Origin of the sequence: Paraprevotella clara YIT 11840, assembly GCF_000233955.1 — a bacterium.
Taxonomy (GTDB): Bacteria; Bacteroidota; Bacteroidia; order Bacteroidales; family Bacteroidaceae; genus Paraprevotella; species Paraprevotella clara.
This window is the reverse complement of sequence record NZ_JH376605.1, coordinates 44990-67213: the sequence shown is the minus strand read 5'-3', so window position 1 is coordinate 67213 and position 22224 is coordinate 44990. Positions and strand designations below refer to the sequence as shown.

At 43.9% G+C, this 22224-nt stretch carries 29 protein-coding genes; 17 read left to right on the top strand and 12 right to left on the bottom strand.

Translation table 11 applies throughout. The features are described 5' to 3' along the window. Positions 1-25: 25 nt before the first annotated feature. The 4 genes from HMPREF9441_RS10430 to HMPREF9441_RS10415 all read right to left on the bottom strand — a co-directional run bounded on the left by HMPREF9441_RS10430 (position 26) and on the right by HMPREF9441_RS10415 (position 6275). Positions 26-1330, bottom strand: coding sequence for a DUF4099 domain-containing protein (locus tag HMPREF9441_RS10430; RefSeq protein WP_008620899.1), 1305 nt, complete (start codon positions 1328-1330; stop codon positions 26-28). 297 nt (positions 1331-1627) lie between these two features. Beyond that, the gene (locus HMPREF9441_RS10425; protein ID WP_008620898.1) at positions 1628-2974 is read right to left on the bottom strand and encodes an RNA-binding domain-containing protein; all 1347 of its coding nucleotides are present in this window, start codon (positions 2972-2974) and stop codon (positions 1628-1630) included. Positions 2975-2985: 11 nt separating this feature from the next. Then, positions 2986-4929 (bottom strand): UvrD-helicase domain-containing protein, encoded by a 1944-nt coding sequence (locus tag HMPREF9441_RS10420; RefSeq protein ID WP_008620897.1) that lies wholly within the window; start codon positions 4927-4929, stop codon positions 2986-2988. Continuing rightward, the gene (locus tag HMPREF9441_RS10415) at positions 4911-6275 is read right to left on the bottom strand and encodes an ATP-dependent nuclease (protein ID WP_301280209.1); all 1365 of its coding nucleotides are present in this window, start codon (positions 6273-6275) and stop codon (positions 4911-4913) included. The genes HMPREF9441_RS10420 and HMPREF9441_RS10415 overlap by 19 nt, the downstream gene beginning before the upstream one ends. 362 nt (positions 6276-6637) lie before the next feature. Here HMPREF9441_RS10415 and HMPREF9441_RS10410 point away from each other — a divergent pair, with 362 nt between their 5' ends. Continuing rightward, positions 6638-6880, top strand: coding sequence for a hypothetical protein (locus HMPREF9441_RS10410; protein ID WP_008668359.1), 243 nt, complete (start codon positions 6638-6640; stop codon positions 6878-6880). Positions 6881-7298: 418 nt separating this feature from the next. Here HMPREF9441_RS10410 and HMPREF9441_RS10405 read toward each other — a convergent pair whose 3' ends face one another. After that, positions 7299-7706, bottom strand: a complete 408-nt coding sequence (locus HMPREF9441_RS10405) for a hypothetical protein (RefSeq protein WP_008620893.1) — start codon at positions 7704-7706, stop codon at positions 7299-7301. Between the two features lie 133 nt (positions 7707-7839). Between HMPREF9441_RS10405 and HMPREF9441_RS10400 the strand changes: the two genes are divergently transcribed. The 16 genes from HMPREF9441_RS10400 to HMPREF9441_RS10330 all read left to right on the top strand — a co-directional run bounded on the left by HMPREF9441_RS10400 (position 7840) and on the right by HMPREF9441_RS10330 (position 16423). After that, positions 7840-8046 carry a hypothetical protein gene (locus HMPREF9441_RS10400; RefSeq protein ID WP_008620891.1) on the top strand — a complete coding sequence of 69 codons (207 nt, stop codon included), beginning with the start codon at positions 7840-7842 and terminating at the stop codon, positions 8044-8046. 8 nt (positions 8047-8054) lie between these two features. Then, entirely contained in the window at positions 8055-8471 is a 417-nt protein-coding gene (locus HMPREF9441_RS10395; protein WP_008620889.1) for a hypothetical protein, read from the top strand. Positions 8472-8604: 133 nt separating this feature from the next. Continuing rightward, positions 8605-8979 carry a hypothetical protein gene (locus HMPREF9441_RS10390; protein ID WP_005798318.1) on the top strand — a complete coding sequence of 125 codons (375 nt, stop codon included), beginning with the start codon at positions 8605-8607 and terminating at the stop codon, positions 8977-8979. 9 nt (positions 8980-8988) lie between these two features. Then, positions 8989-11028, top strand: a complete 2040-nt coding sequence (locus tag HMPREF9441_RS10385; RefSeq protein WP_005798315.1) for a hypothetical protein — start codon at positions 8989-8991, stop codon at positions 11026-11028. 38 nt (positions 11029-11066) lie between these two features. Then, positions 11067-11945: an AAA family ATPase gene (locus HMPREF9441_RS10380; protein WP_005798313.1), complete on the top strand. Its 879-nt coding sequence runs from the start codon at positions 11067-11069 to the stop codon at positions 11943-11945. Next, positions 11945-12571 carry a P-loop NTPase family protein gene (locus HMPREF9441_RS10375; protein WP_008620887.1) on the top strand — a complete coding sequence of 209 codons (627 nt, stop codon included), beginning with the start codon at positions 11945-11947 and terminating at the stop codon, positions 12569-12571. Before HMPREF9441_RS10380 ends, HMPREF9441_RS10375 begins: the two co-directional genes overlap by 1 nt. Beyond that, positions 12568-12816, top strand: coding sequence for a hypothetical protein (locus tag HMPREF9441_RS10370; RefSeq protein ID WP_008620886.1), 249 nt, complete (start codon positions 12568-12570; stop codon positions 12814-12816). Before HMPREF9441_RS10375 ends, HMPREF9441_RS10370 begins: the two co-directional genes overlap by 4 nt. A gap of 4 nt (positions 12817-12820) precedes the next feature. Next, complete coding sequence (locus HMPREF9441_RS10365) at positions 12821-13291, top strand: DUF4406 domain-containing protein (protein WP_008620884.1); 471 nt, start codon at positions 12821-12823, stop codon at positions 13289-13291. Between the two features lie 11 nt (positions 13292-13302). Beyond that, complete coding sequence (locus tag HMPREF9441_RS10360) at positions 13303-13575, top strand: hypothetical protein (RefSeq protein ID WP_008620883.1); 273 nt, start codon at positions 13303-13305, stop codon at positions 13573-13575. A gap of 1 nt (position 13576) precedes the next feature. Continuing rightward, positions 13577-14071: a hypothetical protein gene (locus HMPREF9441_RS10355; protein ID WP_008668365.1), complete on the top strand. Its 495-nt coding sequence runs from the start codon at positions 13577-13579 to the stop codon at positions 14069-14071. Between the two features lie 6 nt (positions 14072-14077). Further along, positions 14078-14260, top strand: coding sequence for a hypothetical protein (locus HMPREF9441_RS10350; protein ID WP_005798303.1), 183 nt, complete (start codon positions 14078-14080; stop codon positions 14258-14260). Positions 14261-14278: 18 nt separating this feature from the next. Further along, positions 14279-14947, top strand: a complete 669-nt coding sequence (locus tag HMPREF9441_RS10345) for a DUF3164 family protein (protein ID WP_005798301.1) — start codon at positions 14279-14281, stop codon at positions 14945-14947. Between the two features lie 11 nt (positions 14948-14958). Then, entirely contained in the window at positions 14959-15195 is a 237-nt protein-coding gene (locus HMPREF9441_RS17850) for a hypothetical protein (RefSeq protein WP_005798297.1), read from the top strand. Positions 15196-15201: 6 nt separating this feature from the next. Next, positions 15202-15435, top strand: a complete 234-nt coding sequence (locus tag HMPREF9441_RS10340) for a hypothetical protein (RefSeq protein WP_005798295.1) — start codon at positions 15202-15204, stop codon at positions 15433-15435. Further along, entirely contained in the window at positions 15432-15992 is a 561-nt protein-coding gene (locus HMPREF9441_RS10335) for a phage virion morphogenesis protein (RefSeq protein ID WP_005798293.1), read from the top strand. Before HMPREF9441_RS10340 ends, HMPREF9441_RS10335 begins: the two co-directional genes overlap by 4 nt. Continuing rightward, entirely contained in the window at positions 15989-16423 is a 435-nt protein-coding gene (locus tag HMPREF9441_RS10330) for a hypothetical protein (protein ID WP_005798290.1), read from the top strand. Before HMPREF9441_RS10335 ends, HMPREF9441_RS10330 begins: the two co-directional genes overlap by 4 nt. An 84-nt stretch (positions 16424-16507) precedes the next feature. Here HMPREF9441_RS10330 and HMPREF9441_RS10325 read toward each other — a convergent pair whose 3' ends face one another. The 7 genes from HMPREF9441_RS10325 to HMPREF9441_RS10295 form a co-directional block, all read right to left on the bottom strand. Beyond that, complete coding sequence (locus HMPREF9441_RS10325; protein ID WP_005798287.1) at positions 16508-17347, bottom strand: DNA adenine methylase; 840 nt, start codon at positions 17345-17347, stop codon at positions 16508-16510. Then, complete coding sequence (locus HMPREF9441_RS10320) at positions 17344-17982, bottom strand: thymidylate synthase (protein ID WP_005798286.1); 639 nt, start codon at positions 17980-17982, stop codon at positions 17344-17346. Before HMPREF9441_RS10320 ends, HMPREF9441_RS10325 begins: the two co-directional genes overlap by 4 nt. Positions 17983-18053: 71 nt before the next feature. Beyond that, positions 18054-18296, bottom strand: coding sequence for a hypothetical protein (locus HMPREF9441_RS10315; RefSeq protein WP_008620879.1), 243 nt, complete (start codon positions 18294-18296; stop codon positions 18054-18056). 203 nt (positions 18297-18499) lie between these two features. Then, the gene (locus tag HMPREF9441_RS10310; protein WP_005798284.1) at positions 18500-18985 is read right to left on the bottom strand and encodes a hypothetical protein; all 486 of its coding nucleotides are present in this window, start codon (positions 18983-18985) and stop codon (positions 18500-18502) included. Further along, on the bottom strand, positions 18982-20283 hold the full coding sequence (locus HMPREF9441_RS10305) for a reverse transcriptase domain-containing protein (protein ID WP_008620877.1): 1302 nt from the start codon (positions 20281-20283) through the stop codon (positions 18982-18984). The genes HMPREF9441_RS10310 and HMPREF9441_RS10305 overlap by 4 nt, the downstream gene beginning before the upstream one ends. Before the next feature lie 375 nt (positions 20284-20658). Next, positions 20659-20892 carry a hypothetical protein gene (locus HMPREF9441_RS10300; protein WP_005798281.1) on the bottom strand — a complete coding sequence of 78 codons (234 nt, stop codon included), beginning with the start codon at positions 20890-20892 and terminating at the stop codon, positions 20659-20661. 97 nt (positions 20893-20989) lie between these two features. After that, positions 20990-22201: a phage minor head protein gene (locus HMPREF9441_RS10295; protein ID WP_005798279.1), complete on the bottom strand. Its 1212-nt coding sequence runs from the start codon at positions 22199-22201 to the stop codon at positions 20990-20992. Positions 22202-22224 lie beyond the last annotated feature (23 nt).

The following is a 22224-nucleotide window of genomic DNA, read 5'->3' as shown; positions in this document are numbered from 1 at the left end:
ATTCTTTACTTTTTAAGGGTGGGTACTACATTTTCATTCCTTTGGACTTCTTGGGTTTGTCCGCTTTCAGGCTCTTGTCCTGCGCTTTCTCCTGCTTCTCTTTCTGCTTGGCGGTGGGCTTCTGCTGCCCTTGTTTCAGCGGTTCTTTGCCCTGCTTGGTGGCTTCGTTGGTCTTGCCCTCTGTATTGACCGCTACCTGTGTCCGGCTCTCGGCGGCGGGGGTAACGTCTTTCGGCTGCACCTTGTCGGGGGATTTGCCCTGTGCGCCGGGCTGCACATGACCGTTGAACTCAACGCCCTGCCCGTCCTTTAGCCCGGCTACCTGCTGCTGTCCCTGCTGTAAGAACTGGACGGCTGACCTCGGCAGGAACTCCAAGCCACGCTCCACTGCGCTGACTTGCAGGTATGCGCTGCGCCGTGTACCGTCCTTGAATTGCAGGTTATCCATTTTGACCGCTTGCCCGGCTTCAAAGGCGGCTTTCTGTTCCGGGCTGACTTTTACGCCACAAATGGTGTCAGGGCATTTCCATTTGTCTGCCCGCATGTACTCCAGTTCGTGCGTGTACCTGTCCCGGCTGACGAACACGGGGATTTGTTCGCCGCTTTTCGGGTCTTTGATTTGTGCGATGCCGCCCAAGTTGCCAGTACCCTGCAAGTTACCCTGTTCCTGCTTGGTGAACTCGTGTCCGTTATACGGGCGTTGCAACAGTTTCTCGTCCTGCTGTACACCGTGCAGCTTGGGTACTACCGTACCGTCCTTTGCCTGATAGAAAGAGAGTTTGACATCGGTAGGTTTCAGGTAGAAGCCGCCCACCGTCCCCGAAACGGTGTAGGTGTTCCGGGACTTGTAGCCACGCATCACACGGTCGAAGTCTTTCGTGTTTTTCAGGGTGTCGGCGATGATACCGACTTTCTTCAGGTTCTCCCAGTCGATTCTTGCCGGGTCGAAGCGGTAGCCCTGCTTGAACTCGTGGAAGTCGGGCTTCGGCACTCGCAGCATTTCAGCCCGCTTGTTACCCTCCGGTGTCGGGTTGCGGTGGTTGTCCTCGATAGCCCTTGCCTGTTGTTCCGCTTCGGAAGCCTTTACGCTGAACAGTTCCAGCCCGGAAGTGTCCTGAAACTTGCGGAAGAAATTGGAAATGAAGTTGCTGAACACATCACCGTTCTTGTCCACCTGCATGAACCCGCCGCCCTGTGTCGGCGGTACGGTCTGCAAATTGCCGTCCTTGTCGATACCCTTAACGGCACTCACCTTGCCCTGCTGTTTATCCAAGACCAGCAGCACGTCTTTTTCCTGCCCCTCTGCGGGCGGGGTCATTCTGTTTGCCATAAATAATTGGAATTTTAGTGGTTACGGGAATAGTCCCGCCCAAAGGTAGCGACTAAATATGCTATATTTGGATAGGTGGAAAGGAGTGTCCGTATTTGTCCTGCGCTGTCCCGATTTGTCCGGGTAGGATAAATTACTGCAATTAATGGTTGCAGAATTGGAAACGGGCATAAAAAAAGAGAGCGAAGTTAATCACTCTCTTTAGATGAGCCATTTGTGAAACGTTTATGAAGCGTTTGTGATTTTAGCAAACGTCTTATAATAAGCTATATATAAAAATCAAAGCTAAAAAACAGCTTATTTTTGGAGCGTTTGTGAAGCGTTTGGTAAACCTTTGATTGTATAATATGTGTTTTTGCCAGTAACGCCCTGCATTTCCAACCACGTTTCCATTTGTTGCAACAAACGGTAAGCGGTGGTTCTATTGGTATTCAGTATTCTTTGAACGTCCGAATTGGTAACACTTCCATTTTGGGCTGCATATTCGATAATAGGTATATACCTTTCATCAACTCGCTGCGCCAATAGCTGCGAACGTATATCGGTATAATAGGTAATCATCAGACCGCTTAACATTTCAAGTTTGGGCGGCAACAGCTTGTATGCGCTGACCGCTTCCAAAATACGCTTGTAACCACGTCCCCAACTTTCAATGTCCCCGCTTCTGAAAAAGGCGTTGGCAATTAACGGATTATAGGGAGTAGACGGGTGGCTTTCAAAAAGTTTCTCGGTTGTCCAGTTCTCCGGCAATTGCCCAGCGTTCCAAAAAGTGATGTGGTCGGGGAACACGCTAATCTGTATCGGTACGGCACTGGCATAATCTTTATGGGCTATGGCATTCATCAGTGACTCCCTGACAGCTTCCACCGGGAACTGCGGCGTTTCACGCCGGGAAATACCCTCGTATGAAATGTGGTAGATTAGGTATTTGGTCTTTATCAAATCCATAGCCTTATCCACCTGTTCCATTAAAGAGCCGTGAACCTCGTCCTGAAACTCCAAGTTACCCTTATCATCCCGAAAGAAACCTATCTTGATATAAGCCCCGGTTACAAACCGTTCCGGGTCGGGGTGGAACAACAGCAAAGCAGCACGGGTCGGGCGGTTGGTTTGGGTGTCAATCAGCCGCAAATCGTGCAGCAAATTTTCGGTAATATCTTTCAACACATCTTCGTCCACACGCCCGCTTCTCGCCGCTTCCTTCCGGAAACGGTTCAATGCGCTGGGGGAAAGTTCCTCTATGCCTGCCCACTCTATGGGAAACTCGTCCCAATGCCTTCCAGTACGTTGCAGGATAAAACGGTTCAACGCCGCACCTTTCAACTCCTGTTTCGTGCTGCCGCTGCGATAGTGGTACTGACCTTTGTAATTGATAGGATTGGAATAAGGCGGTACGTCAATCTCGATATATTTCAGCCCGTTTTCTTCCAGCAGATTCACGTCCACGATGATACCCAGCACGTCACGCACTTTGTTCGGTATGTCCTCCAGCAGTTTGTCGGCATCGGCAACACCAACTACCTTGCCGTTGTCATTCATACCTATATATATCTTGCCTCCTGTGGCGTTGGCAAAGCCGCATATCCATTTCAGATATTCGTCACGCCAGCTTTCTTTCCACTCTATATTTTGACTTTCGTTCATAAAAATTCATTTTATATTGATATAACATTATTTTCTCCAAACCATTCTTTTGCCTTTGCTAAAACAACAGATGTAGGATTATGATAAAAAACAGCAAGATTTTCTTTAGCACGAGTACAACATACATAAAATATTTTTTGTGTTCGTTCTAAAACTCTCTGTTTTTCTGTTTGGTTCATAAATAAATATTCAAAATTATAATCATTCCATTTTCCATTATCTAATATAACAAGCACATTATCAAATTCAGCACCTTTAGTCTTATGCTGAGTTGAAAAAGGTGTTTGTCCCTCCAAATAAGCATACAACTTTTGGAATTCAGCATATTTGACGTTTTTCACTTGATTATATATGTATTCCTTTTCTATCAAAAAGTTTTCTAATTTTTCATCAATCAGGCAAATCCCTTTTCTATGAGCATCATTTATCACATATTCAATCGTTTTATCTCCTACCTCAATCAGACTTTCTATATTTTGTTTTAATTCTCTTTTATCTTTAATTGTATGTATTTGGTTATAATCCGTAACCCTTAAAAAATCATTATATTGTTTATTGACATATAGAGATATGTTCGTTTGAATTTTAAATAGATGCCTTATTAGATTATCTCTTTTAGAACCTTTCTTATTTTCGTCATCATCATCTTGTTTTTTATCATCTATCAATTGGTCTTTATCAAAATACATTCTCCGTACTTCGGAAAAAGGTCTATTTTTCAATTGATTATATAGCTCAACATTATGAGGGTTAGATAACAATATATCTTTTTTCAATTGCCGCTGTCTATTTTTTAACTGAAATTTGTCTACTACAATATCAAACGTATCGCTATCATCAATATGTATTTCTGGTTTCCCTTGCTTTTCGTTATCTTTAATCTTCTGTAAAATATCCTTTTTTAATCCCATAATAGGGTCTTTATCGTAAATATCCATCAATGTTCTAAAACCCGCTTTGTCAGCAATTAAATTATGGGTAAGATTCAGTTCTTTTGTTCTTTTTGTATCAGAAAAACTCCAGCTGTATTTTTCGGTTAAGAATTGTTCTACTCGCGAAATGTCTCCATTTGTTGAATGAATAAATATGATTTCACCTTCTTTTACTTTTCCGTCAATCATATTAGGGGCTGAAATATCATTTGAAGGTACTTGCACTATTCCATCCGTTCTCAACCTATTCGCTAATGCTATTACTTTTTGAGGATTTCTTCTATTTTGAGTTTTCTTGACTTCTCTCACTTTCCCTTTTTCATCCCCTTTATATTCATTAATATTACCAATACCGTCATCATAAATAGACTGCATTGTATCTCCAAAAAAGCCTATTATCGTATGTTTTTTGCTCTTCGGGAAATGCTCTAACAAAATTCTAATAACTTCTTTATGAGTATCTTGATATTCATCTATAAAAATAAATTTATACCTATCTTTTACGACATCACAAAGTTTAGAATATTTAGCAAACATATAATCAGCTATCACAAGTAATTCATCATGTGATATAATTCCATCTTTTAACCTTAAATATTCTTTATATTGTATTTTAACAGTTTCCTCTCCATTGTCAAAATAATCATTTGACACCTTACTTAATCCATCTATTTTTATCTTATTTACATTCTCATCATTGGACAAAGTAATAATTGCTATTTTTAATTCCTTTTGAAAATGCTTGATATTATCCCACAAAAAATCATGAATAGTGGAAACATTCAAATTCTTATGATTAACACGTTCTTCTATCTCTTTAACTGCCGCATTTGTATATGTCATACAGGCTATTTTCGAGGTTGGATTATCTTCAATAACCTTCTTGATTACTTGAACTAAAGAATATGTTTTACCACTACCAGCTCCACCACTTAGTAAAAAGTTGTCACCATTAGCAATATGCTCCATTATTTGTTGGAACTCATCTTTTACTTGCTCTACTCCTAATCTTGTTTCAACCATAATAATCCCTCCTTAATATATGCTGGAATTTGCCAATTACTTAACATTTCATCACTATGGTATAAAATATCCAAAGCAAAATGAGTTTTCTTTTTAATACATTCTTGAGCTAAAATATATGCGTTCTTATTAGGATTGTCAAAATAATCCTTATTTTGCAATCCTCTAAAATCAGCTTTATTGTTTTTTACAAAGTTTCTATTAAGATGAATAAATGCGTCCTCAAAACTACGAGCATTATAATCAGCTTCATTAGTTTGATAAACAACACATAATCTACCATTAGATTGATTTTTCCAACATCCGCCTATATTATTAAATAATTTATCTTGAAGCGAAAAAGTTTTCAGATCTGCTAATGTGGGATTATTGAAATAATGCGATAAGGCTTCATTTGAGTATGCTACAGCATTAACTACTTCACACTTTTTATTGTCAGCCCCTATTGCATCAAGGTCAGTTATAATAAGCGTTTTTATTCCTAGGAACTCTATGAACTTATCAAATATCTGTGAATAAGCCCCGACTTCAACAATAGAGATATTTTGAGATAATAAAGGCAAATAATCATCTTCTGTACTTTTTGCCTTGTGTGTTGCAGCTTCCTCAATATCTATTTTCTTCATCATTGTTGGAATTAACATCCTTTCAGTATCACCCTCAATCAATACAGCCTTTTCTGCAAAAAATATTTCAGCTCGACTAATAGTAAGATATTGGGTAAGGAATTGATATTGGGATGTTTTTTTATCATACTCTTTCTTCAAATCTTTCAGATTTTTTGCAATGACATTATTATCACCTTCCTTTTTAAGATATTTAATATCGTCAAAATCACTATCCGCAACAATATGTGAAGAATGGGTGCTTATTATATATTGTAAACTTCTTGCTTCACCATCTGCCCTTTGAATACCATCCTTTAGTAACCTTTTAATATTCTTAATAAATACATATTGCATTTGAGGATGCGTATGAGCTTCCGGTTCTTCTATAAACAACAAATTTATATCAGCTGGCTTTTTCTCTTTTTCGCGCTTAAATTCTTGAATAAGTATTTCTATCTCGAAAATCATACATATTAGGTTCATATAACCTAATCCATTATAATGTTCCGGTAGTTTATTATTCTCATCATGTTTGTAAACAACAGTCGTATTTCCTTTTAATAATTCCCTATGCTGTAAATTTGAAATAATTTCTATTTCTGATTCATTGGGTTTAACACCACCAAAATCACCAACTTTCTTAATTATATCTTTAAATAAATCTATATATATACTACTTAATTGATTATCTGTTTCACTTAGTTTATCTTTAAAATCTTCAACAGCCTTATTCTGTATAGGGTTTGTTTCTGTTTTCTCATATATTTATGGGGCACAGAACGAAACGTATATTGAGGATTGAGCGGAAAGAATATCAAACCTATTGATATACAAAATGTTATGCAAAATATGAGTGGATGGCTCTGCAAAACGAAACGTTTACGTGGGTTTAATTTGCAGCTACATTTATGTGCTTTTTAGGCATACAGATTTGCAGATAGGTTTAATTGGGTTTACATAAGGCTTACATGGTTGATTCTGGTGGGGGAGTGAGTGGCAGCTGCGGCTGCTTTTTTTGTGCCTGATTATTTGATATAATGCTGCTTAAATTATTCCATATAATAGTTATTTGGTATATTTGCGACAAAATATTATTAGTTATGGCAAAGGTAATACATATACATTTGACACACGGAATAGAAGGAACAAAGCGGAAAGACTGGTATTTTAGTAGTATAACGGCCATTTATACTGTTTTGACGGCAGAACAGGTGGGCGCAACGAAGAATTATCTGCTTCATGCAGGATTATCTGGTAACGGGACTGTATGCACCAAAAAGGCTATAATAAAGCAATCTACGCTCATTTCTTGCGGGCGTAGTGGAAATGTATCAGACGAATAATAAGCGGCTAAAAAGGCAATAAAAACGGCTTTAGAATGATCCGGTGTGGGGAGGTGGTTATACCTCCCCTTTTTTGTGCTTGAAATCGGTCTTTTTTGACGCTGGATATTCAGGTGGATATTCAAAGTGGATATTCACTTTTATAGAACTGGATATTCAAAATAGGGTTTTGGCGGTGTGCGATACAGACATGCTAAAATACCACAATTTTAAAAATACCCCTTGTTTTTTATTTGATAGCCCCCCCCTAAAAACCTATCATTTTTCACGTTTTACTTTTTAAATTCCCCAATATCAGTGCCTTTATGCCCTTATATAATGGTAGGGGAGGGGGATTGCTTGGGAGGGGGACATCATGGGGGATGATAGGGGGTACGCTTCGTTTTCCATCACCGGTGTATGGTAATAGTAAATCCGCCTACCCGACATTTGCAGTACCGGAAATGGGCGCATCCGATACATGTTTTTCCTTTTCGATTGTCATTTGCCGGATTCGTTCCTCTAAGCGTCCGATTTCTCTATCTTGTTCCCTGATGATTTCTTCTTTTTCTCTAATTAAGGCAAGGAGAGAGGATAGTTCGGTTGTTTGTGTTGTTGTAGATGATGTATTATAGTAAATATCACCTTTCCCAGTAAGTAACCAGGTAGGGTTTATATCATTATGTATTTCGATAATTTTCGACACCCATAAACTTGATATATCTGTTCCTTTGCTAATGCATCTTGAAATTACTCCATTCGAGCACCCAATAGCTTGTTCAAGTGCCCTTGTACTGATACCTTTTTCTTTAATTAGGATTGCAATCCTGTCGGAAATATTCGTCATAAGTCGTAAATTATCTACATAAAACTTTTTAGTGTCGAAAATATTCTATATATTTGCAGCGTGTTCAAAAAGGAACACCGCGCCAAATATACGAAAAAGGCATGTGATTAGCGAATTTTAAGGATTAAAGAAAATGAACGAAGAAATAAAAGAATGGCAGACACAGAGCGTGAAGCACAAGGTGGCTTACGTGTTGATGATGGACGGTATCAGCTTCAGATATACCGAAGAGACCGGGATTGTGTTTTCCGCACCTGATTTTTATGTGAAGAACCTTATCCGCCGCCTGATGAGTTGTTACGGCGTGAGTTTGAAACCGATTATAAACGAATTTAAATAAGTGAGATTATGGAAAACAAGAAAATGAGTTGCTGGGATTTTGTATTCAGTTCTGTAAAGACCCATATAGATGATTTGGTAAGACAGGCTGACAAGTACACCAAAGACATGAATGAGGATTTTGAACATTTCTTCTGCTGGTATGCCGAGGATATGTACAAGACGCAACGTGAACTTTCCTGTTACCGTGCCTTGAAGGTGGTTTTATCTGCCGGTAGCCATGATGATGTAAAGTTATACATGGAAAGCAAGATAAACAGTCTGACTGATAGTCTTCTTACCGGAAGCATCCGCAAGAACAGCACCAGTGCGGCTTCAAATTTGGCGCATACGTTGGAACTGGAAGTGAACCAGAAGATACGTGAGAAATTCACTATACTTCTTGGGATTATTGAAAAAGGTGAAAAGGTTGAGGGACAACAGTAAACCCAGCGTGACAACCCGGAAGGCGTTAAGAGACGGGTGACGGTGTGGAAAGACACACGGGAGTGCATGGTTCTTGTGCCGGGGTTCGATTCCCCGGACTCCCCCCAATATTAATCATTAAAACAAGTGAGATATGAACAAGAGGTACATTCACATTACGAAAGCCGACCGCGACTTTATCGCAAAGGCACTCAACGTGACAGAGAAGACTGTTTATAACGCTATCCGGTTTGATGACCGTCGTGGCAACTCCGAACTTTCTGCAAAGATCCGTAAGTTGGCCATGGATCGTGGCGGTATTGTGATGGTTGTTATTCCGGAAATAGAAACTTTCCATGATTATGACAATGTGATGCGTCAGTACTGTCCGAACGGTGCCTTGATAGAGCTTGACCGTAATGATGGTAGCGGTCAGGTAATATTCAAGGGAGAAACGGTGAAGACTTACGAGCATGTGATGGTTGCCGATATTAACCAAATCCAAGCGTTTGCATCGGCATTGAGATAGGAGGCGGCTATGTTGGTGTATTACGGTAACATACAGTGTATTTCTGCACGTGAGCTCATAGATGGCGGCTATATCACCGAATCCTGCTACAGGAACTGGGTGAACCGTGGCCGTATCAAGGTGGTGCGTCGTGGTGGAGGTGCTGCTGGAAATTGCGCGTTGGTCGCCCTCAATAGCCTGCCTACCGAGTGTCTGGAACGGGTGAAGGAAGACAACCCCGGTGGAACAGAGCAGGCACTTCGCCACTGGATACTCTCAAACTATGTGCTGGATCAGGCTGCAGTAGCCTATTTTTTGGATTGGGCTTCTCATTCTTCCAGCAACAGAGCAACAGACGAACTTGCCCGGAAATATGCGGTGAATGCTTCCGTGTTGAATACTTGTATCAAGCTTTATAACAGAAGCAATGATTACCGAAAACTGATGGGTGAAAAATATAACTGGGACATGATGGCCACCACCATCGAGACCCTACGCGAAGACTTTGGTCATGATCTTCCTGCCAGTACCCTTCGTTTCCGCAAGAAAGTGAACGAATATAAGCAATACGGTTATGAATGTTTGATAACCGGAAAATTCGGCAACCAGAACAAACGGAAGGTAACTCACATGGACGAACGCCTGGTGATGAGTTTGAAAGTACTTCCCAACCAACCATACGGCAGTGATGTGCATGAAATGTATCTGTCGTTTGTATGCGGTGAACTGGAAGTATGGGATCTGGAAACAGGAGAGATATTCAATCCGGAAAACTTTACGGATAAGAACGGGGAACCGAAAGAACTGAGCGAAAGCACTATCCGGAACATACTGAACAACCCGGCAAGCCAGCTGCTGATAGAAAAAGCCTTGCGTGGACGTATGGAATTCTATCATGAGCAAATGCCGCACATGCACCGCCATGGTGGTAAGTTCTCCCTGTCACAAATAACGATGGATGACGTGGATTTGCCGCGTCGGATGAAAGGCGGCGAGTATGTGCATGCCTATTATGCTTATGATGTGGTGAGCCAGTGCCGTATCGGGCTGGCCTACGGGCGGGATAAGGATGATGCCTTGGTAGTGGACTGTTTTCGTGATATGTTCCGGCTCATCGAACGCAACGGATGGGGTATTCCAGCCGGTATTGAGGTGGAGCAGCACTTGATGAGCAAGTATAAAGAAGGATTCCTGAAGGCAGGTGAGGTATTTAAGTTTGTGCATTTCTGTGCCCCACAGAACTCACAGGAGAAATATGCTGAAGCTCTGAACGGTGCGTTCAAGACAACCATAGCACATAAGAACCATGAAGCCATTGGCCGCTGGCATAACAAAGGTGCACGGCGGGTGGACCAGAAGAAAGTGAGTGACAGCAGCAACCACACCTGGGAAGACAGAAAGTATTATACGTTTGAAGAGCTTGTGGCGGACGACCGGCGCGATTGTGAAGAATGGAACAATACGCTTCACCCCAATCAAAAGAAATATCCCGGAATGACCCGTTGGGATGTGCTCGTAGCCAAAATCAATCCGACCCTTCGACCGCTTGATAAACTGACCTTGAGCAGATATATCGGAGAAAAGGTAGATACCAGTATTCGTAGAAATTCCACAGTACGTGTGGCAAATGCGGACTGGTGGCTGAGCGGTCCGGAAGTGCTGGAGCAGCTGGAACCAAACAACCGCAAGGTGACGGCTTACTATCTGCCGGATGAAGAGGGCAAGCCTACGGATGTCTTCCTGTACCAGAACGACCGCTACCTTGACAAGGTTCGTCCGGTAGTGACTTACAACCGGGTGATGGCAGAACAGACCGAAGAAGACCGGGTAGCCTATACAGAGCAAAACAAAGTTCTGAGTCATTTCAGCAAATACCTCAATGACCACGCCATCGGAAAGGTGGGAACCGGTACACCGGATCAGCCAACGGATGACCCGGAAGAGGAACTGGAACTTCCCCCGGTGGAACTATCCGATGATTTGCCAGCCGAATTGTCGGCAGATCCGGAATCAGATTATGAATGGCACTCCGGAATAAGCGAGGCAATGAGGGCCATCAGTGACATGTAAGAATAGAATTAGAACAACATTAAAACAGCGTTAGAATTATGATTACAGAAGCGCAAAAACAGAAGATTTTAGCAGCGATAGCCGCCAACCGTGCGAACTATCCCAGTGATGCCAAGCATGCTGCCTCTTTAGCCATCAGTACATCTGTGTACAGTGCAATCAAGAACGGACAGACAGACAAAGCCCTGAGCGATGCCAACTGGATAAGCATTGCCCGCAAATTAGGGGTGAACCTCCGTGGTGAAATGGAATGGAAAGCAGCCAAGACCCCGACCTTTGAATATATAACTGCCCAGCTGGAGTTCTCACAGCAGTCCAGTTTGTCGGGCATCTTGTGCGACATGCCCAATATCGGCAAGACTTTCACGGCACGTTATTATGTGCAAAGCCACAAGAATGCCGTTTATATCGACTGCTCGCAGGTAAAGACAAAATTGAAGTTGGTACGCAAGATTGCTGCAGAGTTTGGTGTGGACAGCAAGGGGAAGTATTCTGATGTGTATGAAGACCTGGTATATTACCTCCGTTCGATGGAAACCCCGCTTATCATCCTCGATGAAGCAGGCGACCTGCAGTATGAAGCTTTCCTGGAACTGAAGGCCTTATGGAATGCCACTGAGCGCTGCTGCGCCTGGTATATGATGGGGGCAGACGGATTGAAAGAGAAAATCAACCGGTCCATAGAATGTAAGAAGGTGGGCTATACCGAAATGTTGAGCCGTTATGGTGACCGGTACAGCAAGGTGACTCCGGATGATGGAAAGGAGCGCGAACAGTTCTTGAACAACCAGGCACGTATTGTAGCCAAGGTAAATGCTCCTGCGGGGGCTGATATAGCCCAGATTGTACGGAAGACATGCGGTGGTTTGAGAAGAGTCTATACCGAGATTGAGAAACTTAAAATGACAGCGGAATAATGAAGCGTGCGTACAGTCCGAAGGAAATAGCCGCCAAGAAATGGGTTACTCTGCCGTGGGATGAGAAATGGAGCAAACCTTTCGGGTTCCCGGCAGAGAACGCTTCGTGGTTCATCAGCGGTGCCAGTGCCAGTGGGAAAAGCAGCTTTGTGATGCAACTTGGAAAGGAACTGTGCAACTATGGGACGGTGCTGTACATGAGTTACGAAGAGAAAATCAACCAAAGCTTCCAACGGCGTATGGGTTATCTGAAGATGAATGAGGTGCAGGGTAAATTTCGTGTGGTGACAGAAGGCAGTCTGGAGGAAGTGATTGCCAGACTGAAAAAACCGAAAAGCCCGAAGTTTATCATCATCGATTCCTTTCAGGTGGCCGGATGGGATTATCCGCAGGCTGTGGAACTGATGGAAACCTTTCCGAAGAAATGTTTCATCTGGATCAGCCAGGAAAAGAAAAGCCAGCCGATGGGTGGCGGTGCAGTAAGATTGAAATATATCTGTGATATGAAGATTCGGGTGGTCGGTTATAAAGCTTATTGTCAAGGACGCGCCATTGGAGACCCGGGAAGCTATTATGTGGTATGGGAAGACGGAATCATTCAAACAAGTAATAATTTACCAAAATGATTATGGATAATAACGAGAAGGCTTTTGAAAGCTACACCGGAACTGAAGTGTTCCAGATACTGCTGGACGGAAATTCCAGCCGGTCCGTATTGGATGACTGGCTGGAGCGAAACATCCAAAGCGACTTAAAAGTGAGAAGAGCGAAAATGCCCGGTCATGTCGTAATAGAAACGGGTGATGTCTTGTTTGCACGTAATGTGCTGATATGGAATCCAAGTTGTAAAGTAAACATTAAAAAGATTTGAAGTGATGGAAAAGAAAGAAGAAAAGAAAGTGTGCTGCATCTGCGGCAAAGAGTATGAGGGCTACGGATACAATCCGTTCCCGGTGAAAGAAGAAGGCTGCTGCTGCCAATCGTGCAACTACAGTGTGGTCGTTCCGGAACGGTGGGAACGGCACAAGGCTTATCAGCGCGGTGAGGCGACCGGTGCCGGGAAGGTGTACATCAGCGGAGCTATCGCGCATTATGACATGGATGAGCGCAAGGAAGCCTTCAGCCGTGCCGAGGAGGAACTGAAGGCACAAGGCTATGACCCTGTAAACCCTTTCAGGAACGGATTGCCGGATGAAGCTCATTGGAGAGCCCACATGCGGGCCGACATTGCCCTGTTGCTGGCTTGTGACTATATCTATATGCTGAAGGACTGGGAACTGAGCAAGGGAGCCAAACTGGAACTTGACGTGGCCAGTTCGTGTGGCATTAAAGTGTTGTTTGAATAAAATTAGTCGATATGGGAAAAATAAAAATGGAAACCGGTGTTGTGGTGATGAAGTTGACCGCTACGGTATATAGAGGAACAATTCGTGAAATCCAATCCTCACGCATAGGTTTTTGCGGGGAGTACAATAAAGAAATACTTTCTAAAATGGGTGATGAGTTCAAAAAGATATTTGCTAAGCAAATTGAGGCTGAATACAAAGGTAAATCAGTGAAGCCGGATAAGATAATTTATCGTGTCAGTACCAAATCAACGGAATGTGAAATGATTCTTAATGGTAAATGACATGGCACAGGAAGTAACCAATTTCGCCCGGTTCTACACATTGTTCAACAAGCTTCCCTGTACAGGAGACCGGGAAGAATTCAAGAAAAGCATTGTGCTGCAGTACACGTGGAACCGGACGGACAGTCTGAAGGAAATGACAGCCAAGGAGTATGAAGCCTGCTGTACGGCTCTGGAGAAGCTGAGCGGACAAGACGAATGGCGACAGAAGCTGCGTGAGGAGCTGCGGCGGAAACGGAGTCTCTGTCTGAACCTGATGCAGAAGCTGGGCATAGATACATCCGACTGGGCACGAATCAATGACTTCTGCAGTAATCCCCGAATAGTCGGCAAAGCGTTCAGACAGATTACGGTGGACGAACTGGATGAACTGGCGGTAAAGCTTCGGTCCATACAACGGAAAGGCGGCTTGAAGCCCAGGAAAGAAAAGCAAACGATTAACCCCGTGAGCATGGTATCACTCATTCAGATTGACCCTGATGCTCCGGCAAACTGATAGGATATGGAAAATAGAAACACAAAGATTTTAGAGAATCTGAAAAAGGAAATCAACCTGCTTGCCTCTGATATGGAGAAGCAAGATGCAGCCGAGTTTTATAGTGAATTGGCTGACTGGGCATACGCCAACGGAGAGGCTATGCTGATGGAAGACGAACCTGAAATGCAGGATTATGAAAACCAATAACCCCAAAAAACAAGAATCATGGAAGAAATGAAACAAACGACCGTGGTAATGACGGCAGAGGAAAAGGCGGAATTTGAAGCCTTCCAGAGAGAAAAAGCAAAGAAAGCGGCAGAGGAAAAAGCCAAGAATGACCGCGAAATGTACAAACAGATGGTGGATGAGGAGATAGCAAACTCCATTCCGGTACTGCTGGGCATCAGTGAGCAGATCAAGGCAAGCAAGCAGACTGTGATGGACAACTTCAAAACCATTCTGGAAATGAAGGCAGACCTTTTCAAGACCAAGGTGAAGGATGACCAGCGCAGCCATACCTTTACTAACAGTGAAGGCGACAAACGAATCACGCTGGGTGTGTATGTGACCGACGGTTACCGTGACACGGTGGAAGACGGTATAGCCATTGTGAAGGAATACATCGAAGGTCTGGCCAAAGATGAAAAGACCAAGGCACTGGTGAGCATGGTGCTTCGTCTGTTGGCCCGTGATGCCAAGGGAACGCTGAAGGCTTCACGCATCGTGCAGCTTCGCAAAGTGGCCATGGAAACCGGAGATGACCGTTTCATTGAAGGTGTGCGTATCATTGAGGAAGCCTACCAGCCGGAAGTGAGCAAACAGTTTATCCGTGCTGAAATCAAAAACGAAAACGGAATGTGGAAACCTATCCCTCTGGGAATGACAGAATCATAAATAATAGAACTATGATACAAGAAGTGGAGAAATCTCCGAAAGTAGCCCTGTGCCGTGCTTGCTACGGTACAGGTAAAGTAAAGAAAGTTGTAGAATATCCCTCTCGGATCTTTGGAAAGAAGCGAAGCGAAACCGTTGAGGAAGTCTGCAGACAGTGTGAAGGAAGTGGCCGGGTAACGGTAAGCGCAAAAATGACGCTTGACATCCGTCCCTATAAACCTAAAGTAGAACCGTCTATGAACGATTAAACCTATATGGGAAAGCGGCACGGAGTCAGTTATCAGAAGCGTGTAGTAGAAGTAAACAGGATATATGACCATTATGCCAGTCACGGTGTACCGAACCGTGAAATATGGCGGCGGTACATATATCCTGTGTATGCTATTAGTGAGCGTACATTCTACAATATGCTTAAAGCGTCCGCAGACCCTAAAAATGATTTGCCGGACGATACGGTACAATTGAAATTTAACTTTGACTGGGAATGAATGAAAACGTAAAAAAAGTAGTGGCCCGGATACTGAAAGACATTCAGGTGGAAATGAGTGATGAGTTTGACAAGAACTTTGAACGGCAGGCTTTTTTCAGTGAGAAATGGCAGCGACGGAAAAGCCCCATCCGGAATGAAGGTAGAGCCATACTAACAGATACCGGGGCGCTTCGGAAAAGTATCGGAAGTCGGACAACGGAAAACAGCATTACCTTCTTTACCTCTCTGCCCTATGCGGCCATTCATAATGATGGCGGTGAAATAGTGGTGACCAAGCGGATGAAGCGTTTCTTCTGGCATAAGTATTATGAGGCAACCGGAGCGTTCGGTAGAAGAAAAGACGGCAAACTTCGAAAAGACAAACGAAATGTCCGGCTTGATACAGAAGCCGATTTTTGGATGTTCATGGCTTTAAAGAAAGCAGGAAGCACCATCAGGATTCCCCGACGCCGTTTCCTCGGCACATCGCCTGAAGTGGAAAAAGCCGTCCGTGAGATTGTAGAAGAGAACCTAACAGAGTATTTTACCATTGAATATAATATCATAAGAAAATGAGAAAAGAACTTTACCGGATGCTTTGCCGGGAGCTGAAGGCCATTGACCTTATCAAGCACATAGACTTGTGGAACCATAATGTGGAATTCATCGAACAGGAAGAAAACTGGGAGCGTCCGGCTGTCTTTGTGGAATTCTGCCCTATACAGTGGAATGCGATTGTTCCCGGTGTGGAATACCGGGCAGAACCTTTGATTAAACTGCACATCGTGACGGACTGGGAAGGTTCGAGTGCTGAGGGCAGCGAGCTGCAGGAGGATGCGCTGAAGGTGTTTGACCTGTCCGGACTGCTTCATGCACAGCTTGCCGGATTGAGCGGGGAGACCTTTTTGGAGCTGGATCTGGTGGAGAGTGATACCAATCACAACCATGAGGATATTGTGGAAAGTATCGAGGTATATCAGTGTGTGGCCATCAAGCGGCTGCAATAGCCGTCTTTATTAGACAGAAAAAGCCGCGGACGTACAAATTACCGTCTGCGGCTTTTTTGTTCAATACAGGCAAAGTAAACGCAATCAGGCAGCCTCTTTCTTGTAAAGCATCATATCTGTGTAAGAAGAGTTGTAATTCATGTGAGCATTGAATTCCACCTTTGTGCAGTTTTCAAAAGGATTACCTAAATCCCTATTTTTACCTATCCATTCGCACAGCTCCAGAATTGAAGATTTGTTGGATGTGAAATATACGTATGAATGCCCCTTCAGTACATTCAGCACATCCAGATAGTCTGCCATATTCCAGTACATGTTATAGGTCCCTACGTCAGTGGACAGATAGGGCGGATCAACAAGAAATACTACTCCAGGAATATCTTTATACCGGTTGAATACTTCCTTGTAATCGCAAGATACGATTTCCAGCCCTTCGAGATAGTCCGTACATTCCGGGTAGCCGGTCTTGCGTATATTGTTGTATAAAGCTTCCTTCCGCATATCCTGAACAGACAGTTTGTATTTCATGGAAAACAAGATAGAGGAGGAGAGGGTAATGAAATCCACATATCCGGTGCTATTCTCTTCCTGCTCGATGCGGCTGAATATTCGTTCACGCAGTTCTCCTTTAATGATTTTATGACGTGGTACGGAATTCCCTACCATTTCGCGAATGTCAGCAAGCAGCTGATTCGTTTGCGGAATGTGCTTCATGCGGAAGCGGTAGTTATCAAAGTCATTATAGATAACAGTAGAGTGGGGCTTGAGGGATTTGGTAATGTGAGACAACAATCCGGAGCCACCGAACAGGTCAACAAACAATGTTCCATCCGGATATTGCTCCAGCACTTTCATGAATTCCTTGGCTAACATACGCTTTTGCCCGACAAATGGGAGAGGGGCTGACAGATACATCTTTCTCATACGTTCAATTCAAATTTTACATTTTCATTGCCGGCAAGCAGCTGTTCTGTTTTGTCGATGTTGTTTTCGTAAATATGCACATTCCCCAGATTCAGGGTGATGGATTTTAGTGGCAACTCAATCTGTCTTGATATTAGATACAAATGATAAATATCTGCCGGCAGTCCTAAATTCGCATCGCTGCTTCGCTGATAGGCGGTCATGACCAGTTCTCCTTGCTCTATCTGGAACTGAACAAGACTAAGGCATGGAGCCTGGTTGCTTTCTGTTCCTGTAGATCCGAGAAACAATATATAGTTTTTGCTGTTCCTTTTTTCCCTGTTTATGCGTTCGATGAGTGGCGGCAGTTTTTCAAAATAGGTTGGGTAGCTGTTCACAAGGATAGAGCCGCAGTAGTCCCACCAGTTGATTCCGGCCTCCCTGTATTTTTCCACGTTTCGTTCGCCCCTCATAAACAGTTGTAACTCGTTTTTTAACTTCTTCCGCGCTATGGTATGCCCCTCGAATATATCAAGAAGGTCGGCAGGGAGCAGCGTCAGCTGTTCATTCAGTAGGTAGCGGATATTCCCTTTTTTATTGCTTTGCATCTTTCCGGACGAAAGCACCTTGCCTAAGATTTGATAATACTTGTCCATGATATGAATGTTATTTATTGCGATACAAAGGTAGGGTAGGGGAGTTTGCCTTTAGTGGGAGGAAGTCCTGATTACACTGCACACAAATTGCAGTCGGTTTTAAAACGCTTGATCAGGTCATACACCTTTCGCTCACTGATGCCATATCGTAGGGAAAGCGTAGCTACGATATAAGACACTTTTTCACCATTGGTCTGCAACTTGTTATATTCATTATATAGTTCTATATATTGCACGTCATCGGGTCGTATGCCCATGTAATGGCACGTTTTTAAAAGCTCTCTGTTCAATTTTAGTATCTCAATTACTTTCATATCCAGTTAAATTTCGTACATTTGCATTGTCTCACTTATCATTGCGCAGAATAGCGCTTACATAAAAAAGCCTCTTACTGGCGAACGAGGGTATCTGCCCCCGGTCGTGCCGGTAAGAGGTGCTTTATGTTTAAATGGTAAGTGAGACGACTATTTAACAGGCCGGGGGCTTTTTTTTATCCTTCCCCCGAAGGGATTGTCAATCATTCAATCCGATATAAATCCAAGTTGAATACATCTTTCCTTTTCCATCCTTCAGCCAGTGTGTTTTGGATGTGTCTGACCGCTTGAATGTAGAAGTCCTTCAGATTATCCAACTTTTCAAAGGTATGGTATTCGGGCTGTTCATCCGAACCGAATTTGAATGTAACCGGAAGGGTCTCTCCGCCCGTCTGAACGGCCAAATCGTATGCTGCCTTATAGTTGTATTGGTTCTCCGTAGAAAGCCATACAGGGGCGCCATTATAGGCGAATCCGGATAGGATAGCTGCATCAGTCTGGCTGTTATACCATGACATAACCAATGTGCGGATTTCCTCATCAGTAGGCTTGTGTCCGAACTCCTCTTCCATGTAGGAGGCAGAGCCGTTCTCTTTTTCCTGCACATCCCAGCGGATGCGCCATTTGTCTTTAACCGGGTTCGTGCATTCCATCAGCGATACACCGGCACTTCCTTCAACTCTTCTCATGTAAACACGTATTTGGTTCTACCTTTGCCGAATGTCTCTGTCTTGATGGTCGTTTCAAACGGGAAACCATCCGGCATTTCCTTTACTTGTGCGAGAATATTCTTCATTTCCTCGCTGTTGGTGAAGAACTTCTTTGCTTCGCCGTTCACTTCGATGGCCACAATACAGCGGTCTTCTCCCTGCTCGGTCTTGATACCGGTCTCAAAGTCCTTCACTACAATCGGTAAGTTTACCAGTTCCCGGATGCTTACCACCACACCGGGAAATCGCTTCTTGCCGTCCTCCGGCTTGTAAGCGACATTCAAGTCTTTAAAACTTCTCATTTCTTTGCCTGTTAATTTTTTAAACAACTTATTACAGTCGGCGTGCTTCGTCATGCCGTAGAAACTGGCAATCAGTTCTCGCCGTCTTTTTCTCGATTTTACCTCGTGCATCTTCCGGGCAAACTTCTGCTTGATACGTTTCCGCAATCTTACATAGTCGGGACGGATAACATAGCCAAGGAAATCAATGCCTTCTTCTACAGGGAATACCCGTTCATTCGGCTTTATTTCCAAGTCTATTTTTCCCATTTGCCTGTGAATAACATCACGAATCTTCCACAATTCCGCTTTCGTTTTACCGAGTACCAGTCCGTCATCGCAATAGCGATAGTAATAACGAACCCCGTACTTATCCTTCAGATAGTGGTCTAAAAATACAGACAGAAGCAGATTTCCTGCCCCTTGTGAACTGCGCAGTCCGAAGCTTATACCTTCCGGCAGCAGCTTAACAAACCGCTCCAGTAGCACCAACAGCCTTTCGTCCTTGAACACCCTCCGGAAGCACCACATAACAAAGTCCTGCCGCGCATTGTCGTAAAACCTACGGATGTCAAACTTGTATGCGTAAAGTGTGCCTTCCGGGTCTTTTTGCAAATCGGTACGTATGCAGTTCATCAGATCATGAGTACCGCGCCTTTTGATGCTTGCACCGGTTGTCCGGATATAACGTTTTTGCAGGTGGCGGTCCACCACATTCATGATGGCAAACACAGCGATGCGGTCTTTCATGGACAGGATCTGCAAAATACGTTTTTTACCGTATTCTTCAATTTCCCTCTCATGGTAGCCGCCCAGCCGGAATGAACCGTCCGCAATGGAAGCCGTCAGTTCGGCGATAATCTTCTCCCTATGGGCAAGCAGGAATCGTCCCTGCCTTGACCTCTTACGACCGGTTCCGCGAAGTACCGAATCGAATGCCTCCGACATATTGGAGTATTCGATGATTTCCTCGATAATATATCCTTCCCTGCGCATAAGCTATTGGTTAATAAACATGAAAGATAAGGGCCTTCCTTTCCCCGGATCTGACTTCTTCGAACTGATAACAGCCTACCAAACTCCACCCGACGCGTGATTTTTCAGCTTTCCACCCTAATGGGTGCTGTTGCTGTGGCTTGCTTCCCTCGGCACCGCTTCGGGGACACGTCCCCGGTGCTGTACGCCGATTAATTAGATTTCCAGACGCGAGCCGATATTCGCATTCGTATTCGAAGCATCGTTATTCGCATTCGCATTCGACACACCGCCATTCGCGTTCGCATTGTTGTACCCGCGATAGACCACACGGACTATCGGGAAGCTCCACCGGGTACAAAGTTACTGATTTAACAGGCAAAATGAGCTAAAGCATTACACTATCCACCAAAATAGGGCCGACAATATGCCGCCTATGACGGTAAGAGACCAGTCTATCCAGTCCCAAAGTCCGCCTTTCAGTTTGTCTTTCAGTTCCAGACAGGAGGCTGCGACAGCTGCAGCATAGAGCGCTGTCCACGGGGTGAAGGCCAAAATGCCTACCAACAAACCGCCAATAAGGTGTTTGTAGCGGTTGCTTTGTTTGAGAAATTCGATAATTTTGTTCATAACGGGTTGTTTTTAAAAATTGTTTTGTATATTTGCAGTGAGGAATAGCGTTAGATGTTCAGAACGGGATTGTAGTTCCCGGAGCTTGCGTCTTTCGCTATTCTTTCTTTTTTATATGTTTGTATAATTCACCTCCTTCTGAAAGACTGTGCAGCGTGTATTCGTGCCAGTCGTATTCCCGAACTATTATCAGTGCTTTTTCACCTCTTACTTCTATCTCGAAAATGTGCGATTGTATGAGGTGTGGAATACCTTTGTGGTTATCTGCTGTTCCCAGGTATTTGGCTTTGGCAAATACATTCTTTATATCCAGAAGCATGAGGTTCTTTTCATGGTAGAACTTGTATGGCTGGTTGGTCCATTCTTGAAGCGTGCGTTTTGATATGTTTACCGGGAATGGGAATTCATTATTCGTGATAACTGTTCCCTGCAATGGCTTGGCTTGCTTCTTTATCTGTTTGGCATCTGCATTGGCCAATGTTCTTACCAGTTTGCATGCGGCGCACAATTCATTTTCCGGAACGAAGACCAGTTTCATATTTCCGTTGTTCATATCGCAATCCTTACAGCGCTTGATGGTGTATGGATTATAGTCGGGCATCGTCTTTTGTTCCATGCCTGCATTGAACCGGAACATTCCCTTTTTGTCAACTTCCAAAGCTGATTTCCCCCTTGCCATGGCCTCTTCGTGGTCTGTAGGCGGATACTTGGATTTGCGTACCTGGACCACGGAACAGCGGCAGCCCCATCCGTTAGGAGGATAGAATTCTGCCCAGAACGGGTCTGAAGCCGGGAGTGTGATGCCGGCCATTTCTGCATGGGTGGGACGTACCTTTGCATCCCCGGCCGTGCGGTACTGTAGATAATAGCGGTCGCCGTCCTGCATGAACCGTTCCCATTTGGCTGCCATTTCAGCCGAAGCCTGTACAAAGGTGAATTCAGCCCGTAGATAGTTTGAATTGTATGTTTCGTCGATCTTCCGGACATCATTCAAAAAGCGTTCGAACGTCTTTCTATTGCCGTTTTCATCCAACAGGGAGGGAAAGGCTTCATTCAGTTCATGGAAGGTCTTCAAGCCGGAGAATACATAGTTGGAACGCTCCAGCCGCTTGCGCATGGTCTCGGACATTTCCACCTTTCGGAATGAACCGTTCAAGACAGAAGAATGAGCTTCTATAAAATCCTGCGCTTCTTCGGATGCCAGGATACCTATTTCAAGGTTTGCCCCTTCTTGCCGGAACAGCACCTTCATCATGCGGTCAAAGCGTTCCGTGAGCTTGTCGCGCATGAGTTTTGCCTCGTCCTCCATGGAGAGGCATAGTTTCTGTTTGC

Excerpts from the sequence above, each read along its gene's own strand:
- HMPREF9441_RS10430 (WP_008620899.1), bottom strand. The coding sequence starts at position 1,330 with ATGGCAAACAGAATGACCCCGCCCGCAGAGGGGCAGGAAAAAGACGTG.
- HMPREF9441_RS10425 (WP_008620898.1), bottom strand. The coding sequence starts at position 2,974 with ATGAACGAAAGTCAAAATATAGAGTGGAAAGAAAGCTGGCGTGACGAA.
- HMPREF9441_RS10420 (WP_008620897.1), bottom strand. The coding sequence starts at position 4,929 with ATGGTTGAAACAAGATTAGGAGTAGAGCAAGTAAAAGATGAGTTCCAA.
- HMPREF9441_RS10410 (WP_008668359.1), top strand. The coding sequence starts at position 6,638 with ATGGCAAAGGTAATACATATACATTTGACACACGGAATAGAAGGAACA.
- HMPREF9441_RS10405 (WP_008620893.1), bottom strand. The coding sequence starts at position 7,706 with ATGACGAATATTTCCGACAGGATTGCAATCCTAATTAAAGAAAAAGGT.
- HMPREF9441_RS10400 (WP_008620891.1), top strand. The coding sequence starts at position 7,840 with ATGAACGAAGAAATAAAAGAATGGCAGACACAGAGCGTGAAGCACAAG.
- HMPREF9441_RS10395 (WP_008620889.1), top strand. The coding sequence starts at position 8,055 with ATGGAAAACAAGAAAATGAGTTGCTGGGATTTTGTATTCAGTTCTGTA.
- HMPREF9441_RS10390 (WP_005798318.1), top strand. The coding sequence starts at position 8,605 with ATGAACAAGAGGTACATTCACATTACGAAAGCCGACCGCGACTTTATC.
- HMPREF9441_RS10385 (WP_005798315.1), top strand. The coding sequence starts at position 8,989 with ATGTTGGTGTATTACGGTAACATACAGTGTATTTCTGCACGTGAGCTC.
- HMPREF9441_RS10380 (WP_005798313.1), top strand. The coding sequence starts at position 11,067 with ATGATTACAGAAGCGCAAAAACAGAAGATTTTAGCAGCGATAGCCGCC.
- HMPREF9441_RS10375 (WP_008620887.1), top strand. The coding sequence starts at position 11,945 with ATGAAGCGTGCGTACAGTCCGAAGGAAATAGCCGCCAAGAAATGGGTT.
- HMPREF9441_RS10370 (WP_008620886.1), top strand. The coding sequence starts at position 12,568 with ATGATTATGGATAATAACGAGAAGGCTTTTGAAAGCTACACCGGAACT.
- HMPREF9441_RS10365 (WP_008620884.1), top strand. The coding sequence starts at position 12,821 with ATGGAAAAGAAAGAAGAAAAGAAAGTGTGCTGCATCTGCGGCAAAGAG.
- HMPREF9441_RS10360 (WP_008620883.1), top strand. The coding sequence starts at position 13,303 with ATGGGAAAAATAAAAATGGAAACCGGTGTTGTGGTGATGAAGTTGACC.
- HMPREF9441_RS10355 (WP_008668365.1), top strand. The coding sequence starts at position 13,577 with ATGGCACAGGAAGTAACCAATTTCGCCCGGTTCTACACATTGTTCAAC.
- HMPREF9441_RS10350 (WP_005798303.1), top strand. The coding sequence starts at position 14,078 with ATGGAAAATAGAAACACAAAGATTTTAGAGAATCTGAAAAAGGAAATC.
- HMPREF9441_RS10345 (WP_005798301.1), top strand. The coding sequence starts at position 14,279 with ATGGAAGAAATGAAACAAACGACCGTGGTAATGACGGCAGAGGAAAAG.
- HMPREF9441_RS17850 (WP_005798297.1), top strand. The coding sequence starts at position 14,959 with ATGATACAAGAAGTGGAGAAATCTCCGAAAGTAGCCCTGTGCCGTGCT.
- HMPREF9441_RS10340 (WP_005798295.1), top strand. The coding sequence starts at position 15,202 with ATGGGAAAGCGGCACGGAGTCAGTTATCAGAAGCGTGTAGTAGAAGTA.
- HMPREF9441_RS10335 (WP_005798293.1), top strand. The coding sequence starts at position 15,432 with ATGAATGAAAACGTAAAAAAAGTAGTGGCCCGGATACTGAAAGACATT.
- HMPREF9441_RS10330 (WP_005798290.1), top strand. The coding sequence starts at position 15,989 with ATGAGAAAAGAACTTTACCGGATGCTTTGCCGGGAGCTGAAGGCCATT.
- HMPREF9441_RS10325 (WP_005798287.1), bottom strand. The coding sequence starts at position 17,347 with ATGAGAAAGATGTATCTGTCAGCCCCTCTCCCATTTGTCGGGCAAAAG.
- HMPREF9441_RS10320 (WP_005798286.1), bottom strand. The coding sequence starts at position 17,982 with ATGGACAAGTATTATCAAATCTTAGGCAAGGTGCTTTCGTCCGGAAAG.
- HMPREF9441_RS10315 (WP_008620879.1), bottom strand. The coding sequence starts at position 18,296 with ATGAAAGTAATTGAGATACTAAAATTGAACAGAGAGCTTTTAAAAACG.
- HMPREF9441_RS10310 (WP_005798284.1), bottom strand. The coding sequence starts at position 18,985 with ATGAGAAGAGTTGAAGGAAGTGCCGGTGTATCGCTGATGGAATGCACG.
- HMPREF9441_RS10305 (WP_008620877.1), bottom strand. The coding sequence starts at position 20,283 with ATGCGCAGGGAAGGATATATTATCGAGGAAATCATCGAATACTCCAAT.
- HMPREF9441_RS10300 (WP_005798281.1), bottom strand. The coding sequence starts at position 20,892 with ATGAACAAAATTATCGAATTTCTCAAACAAAGCAACCGCTACAAACAC.
- HMPREF9441_RS10295 (WP_005798279.1), bottom strand. The coding sequence starts at position 22,201 with ATGGAGGACGAGGCAAAACTCATGCGCGACAAGCTCACGGAACGCTTT.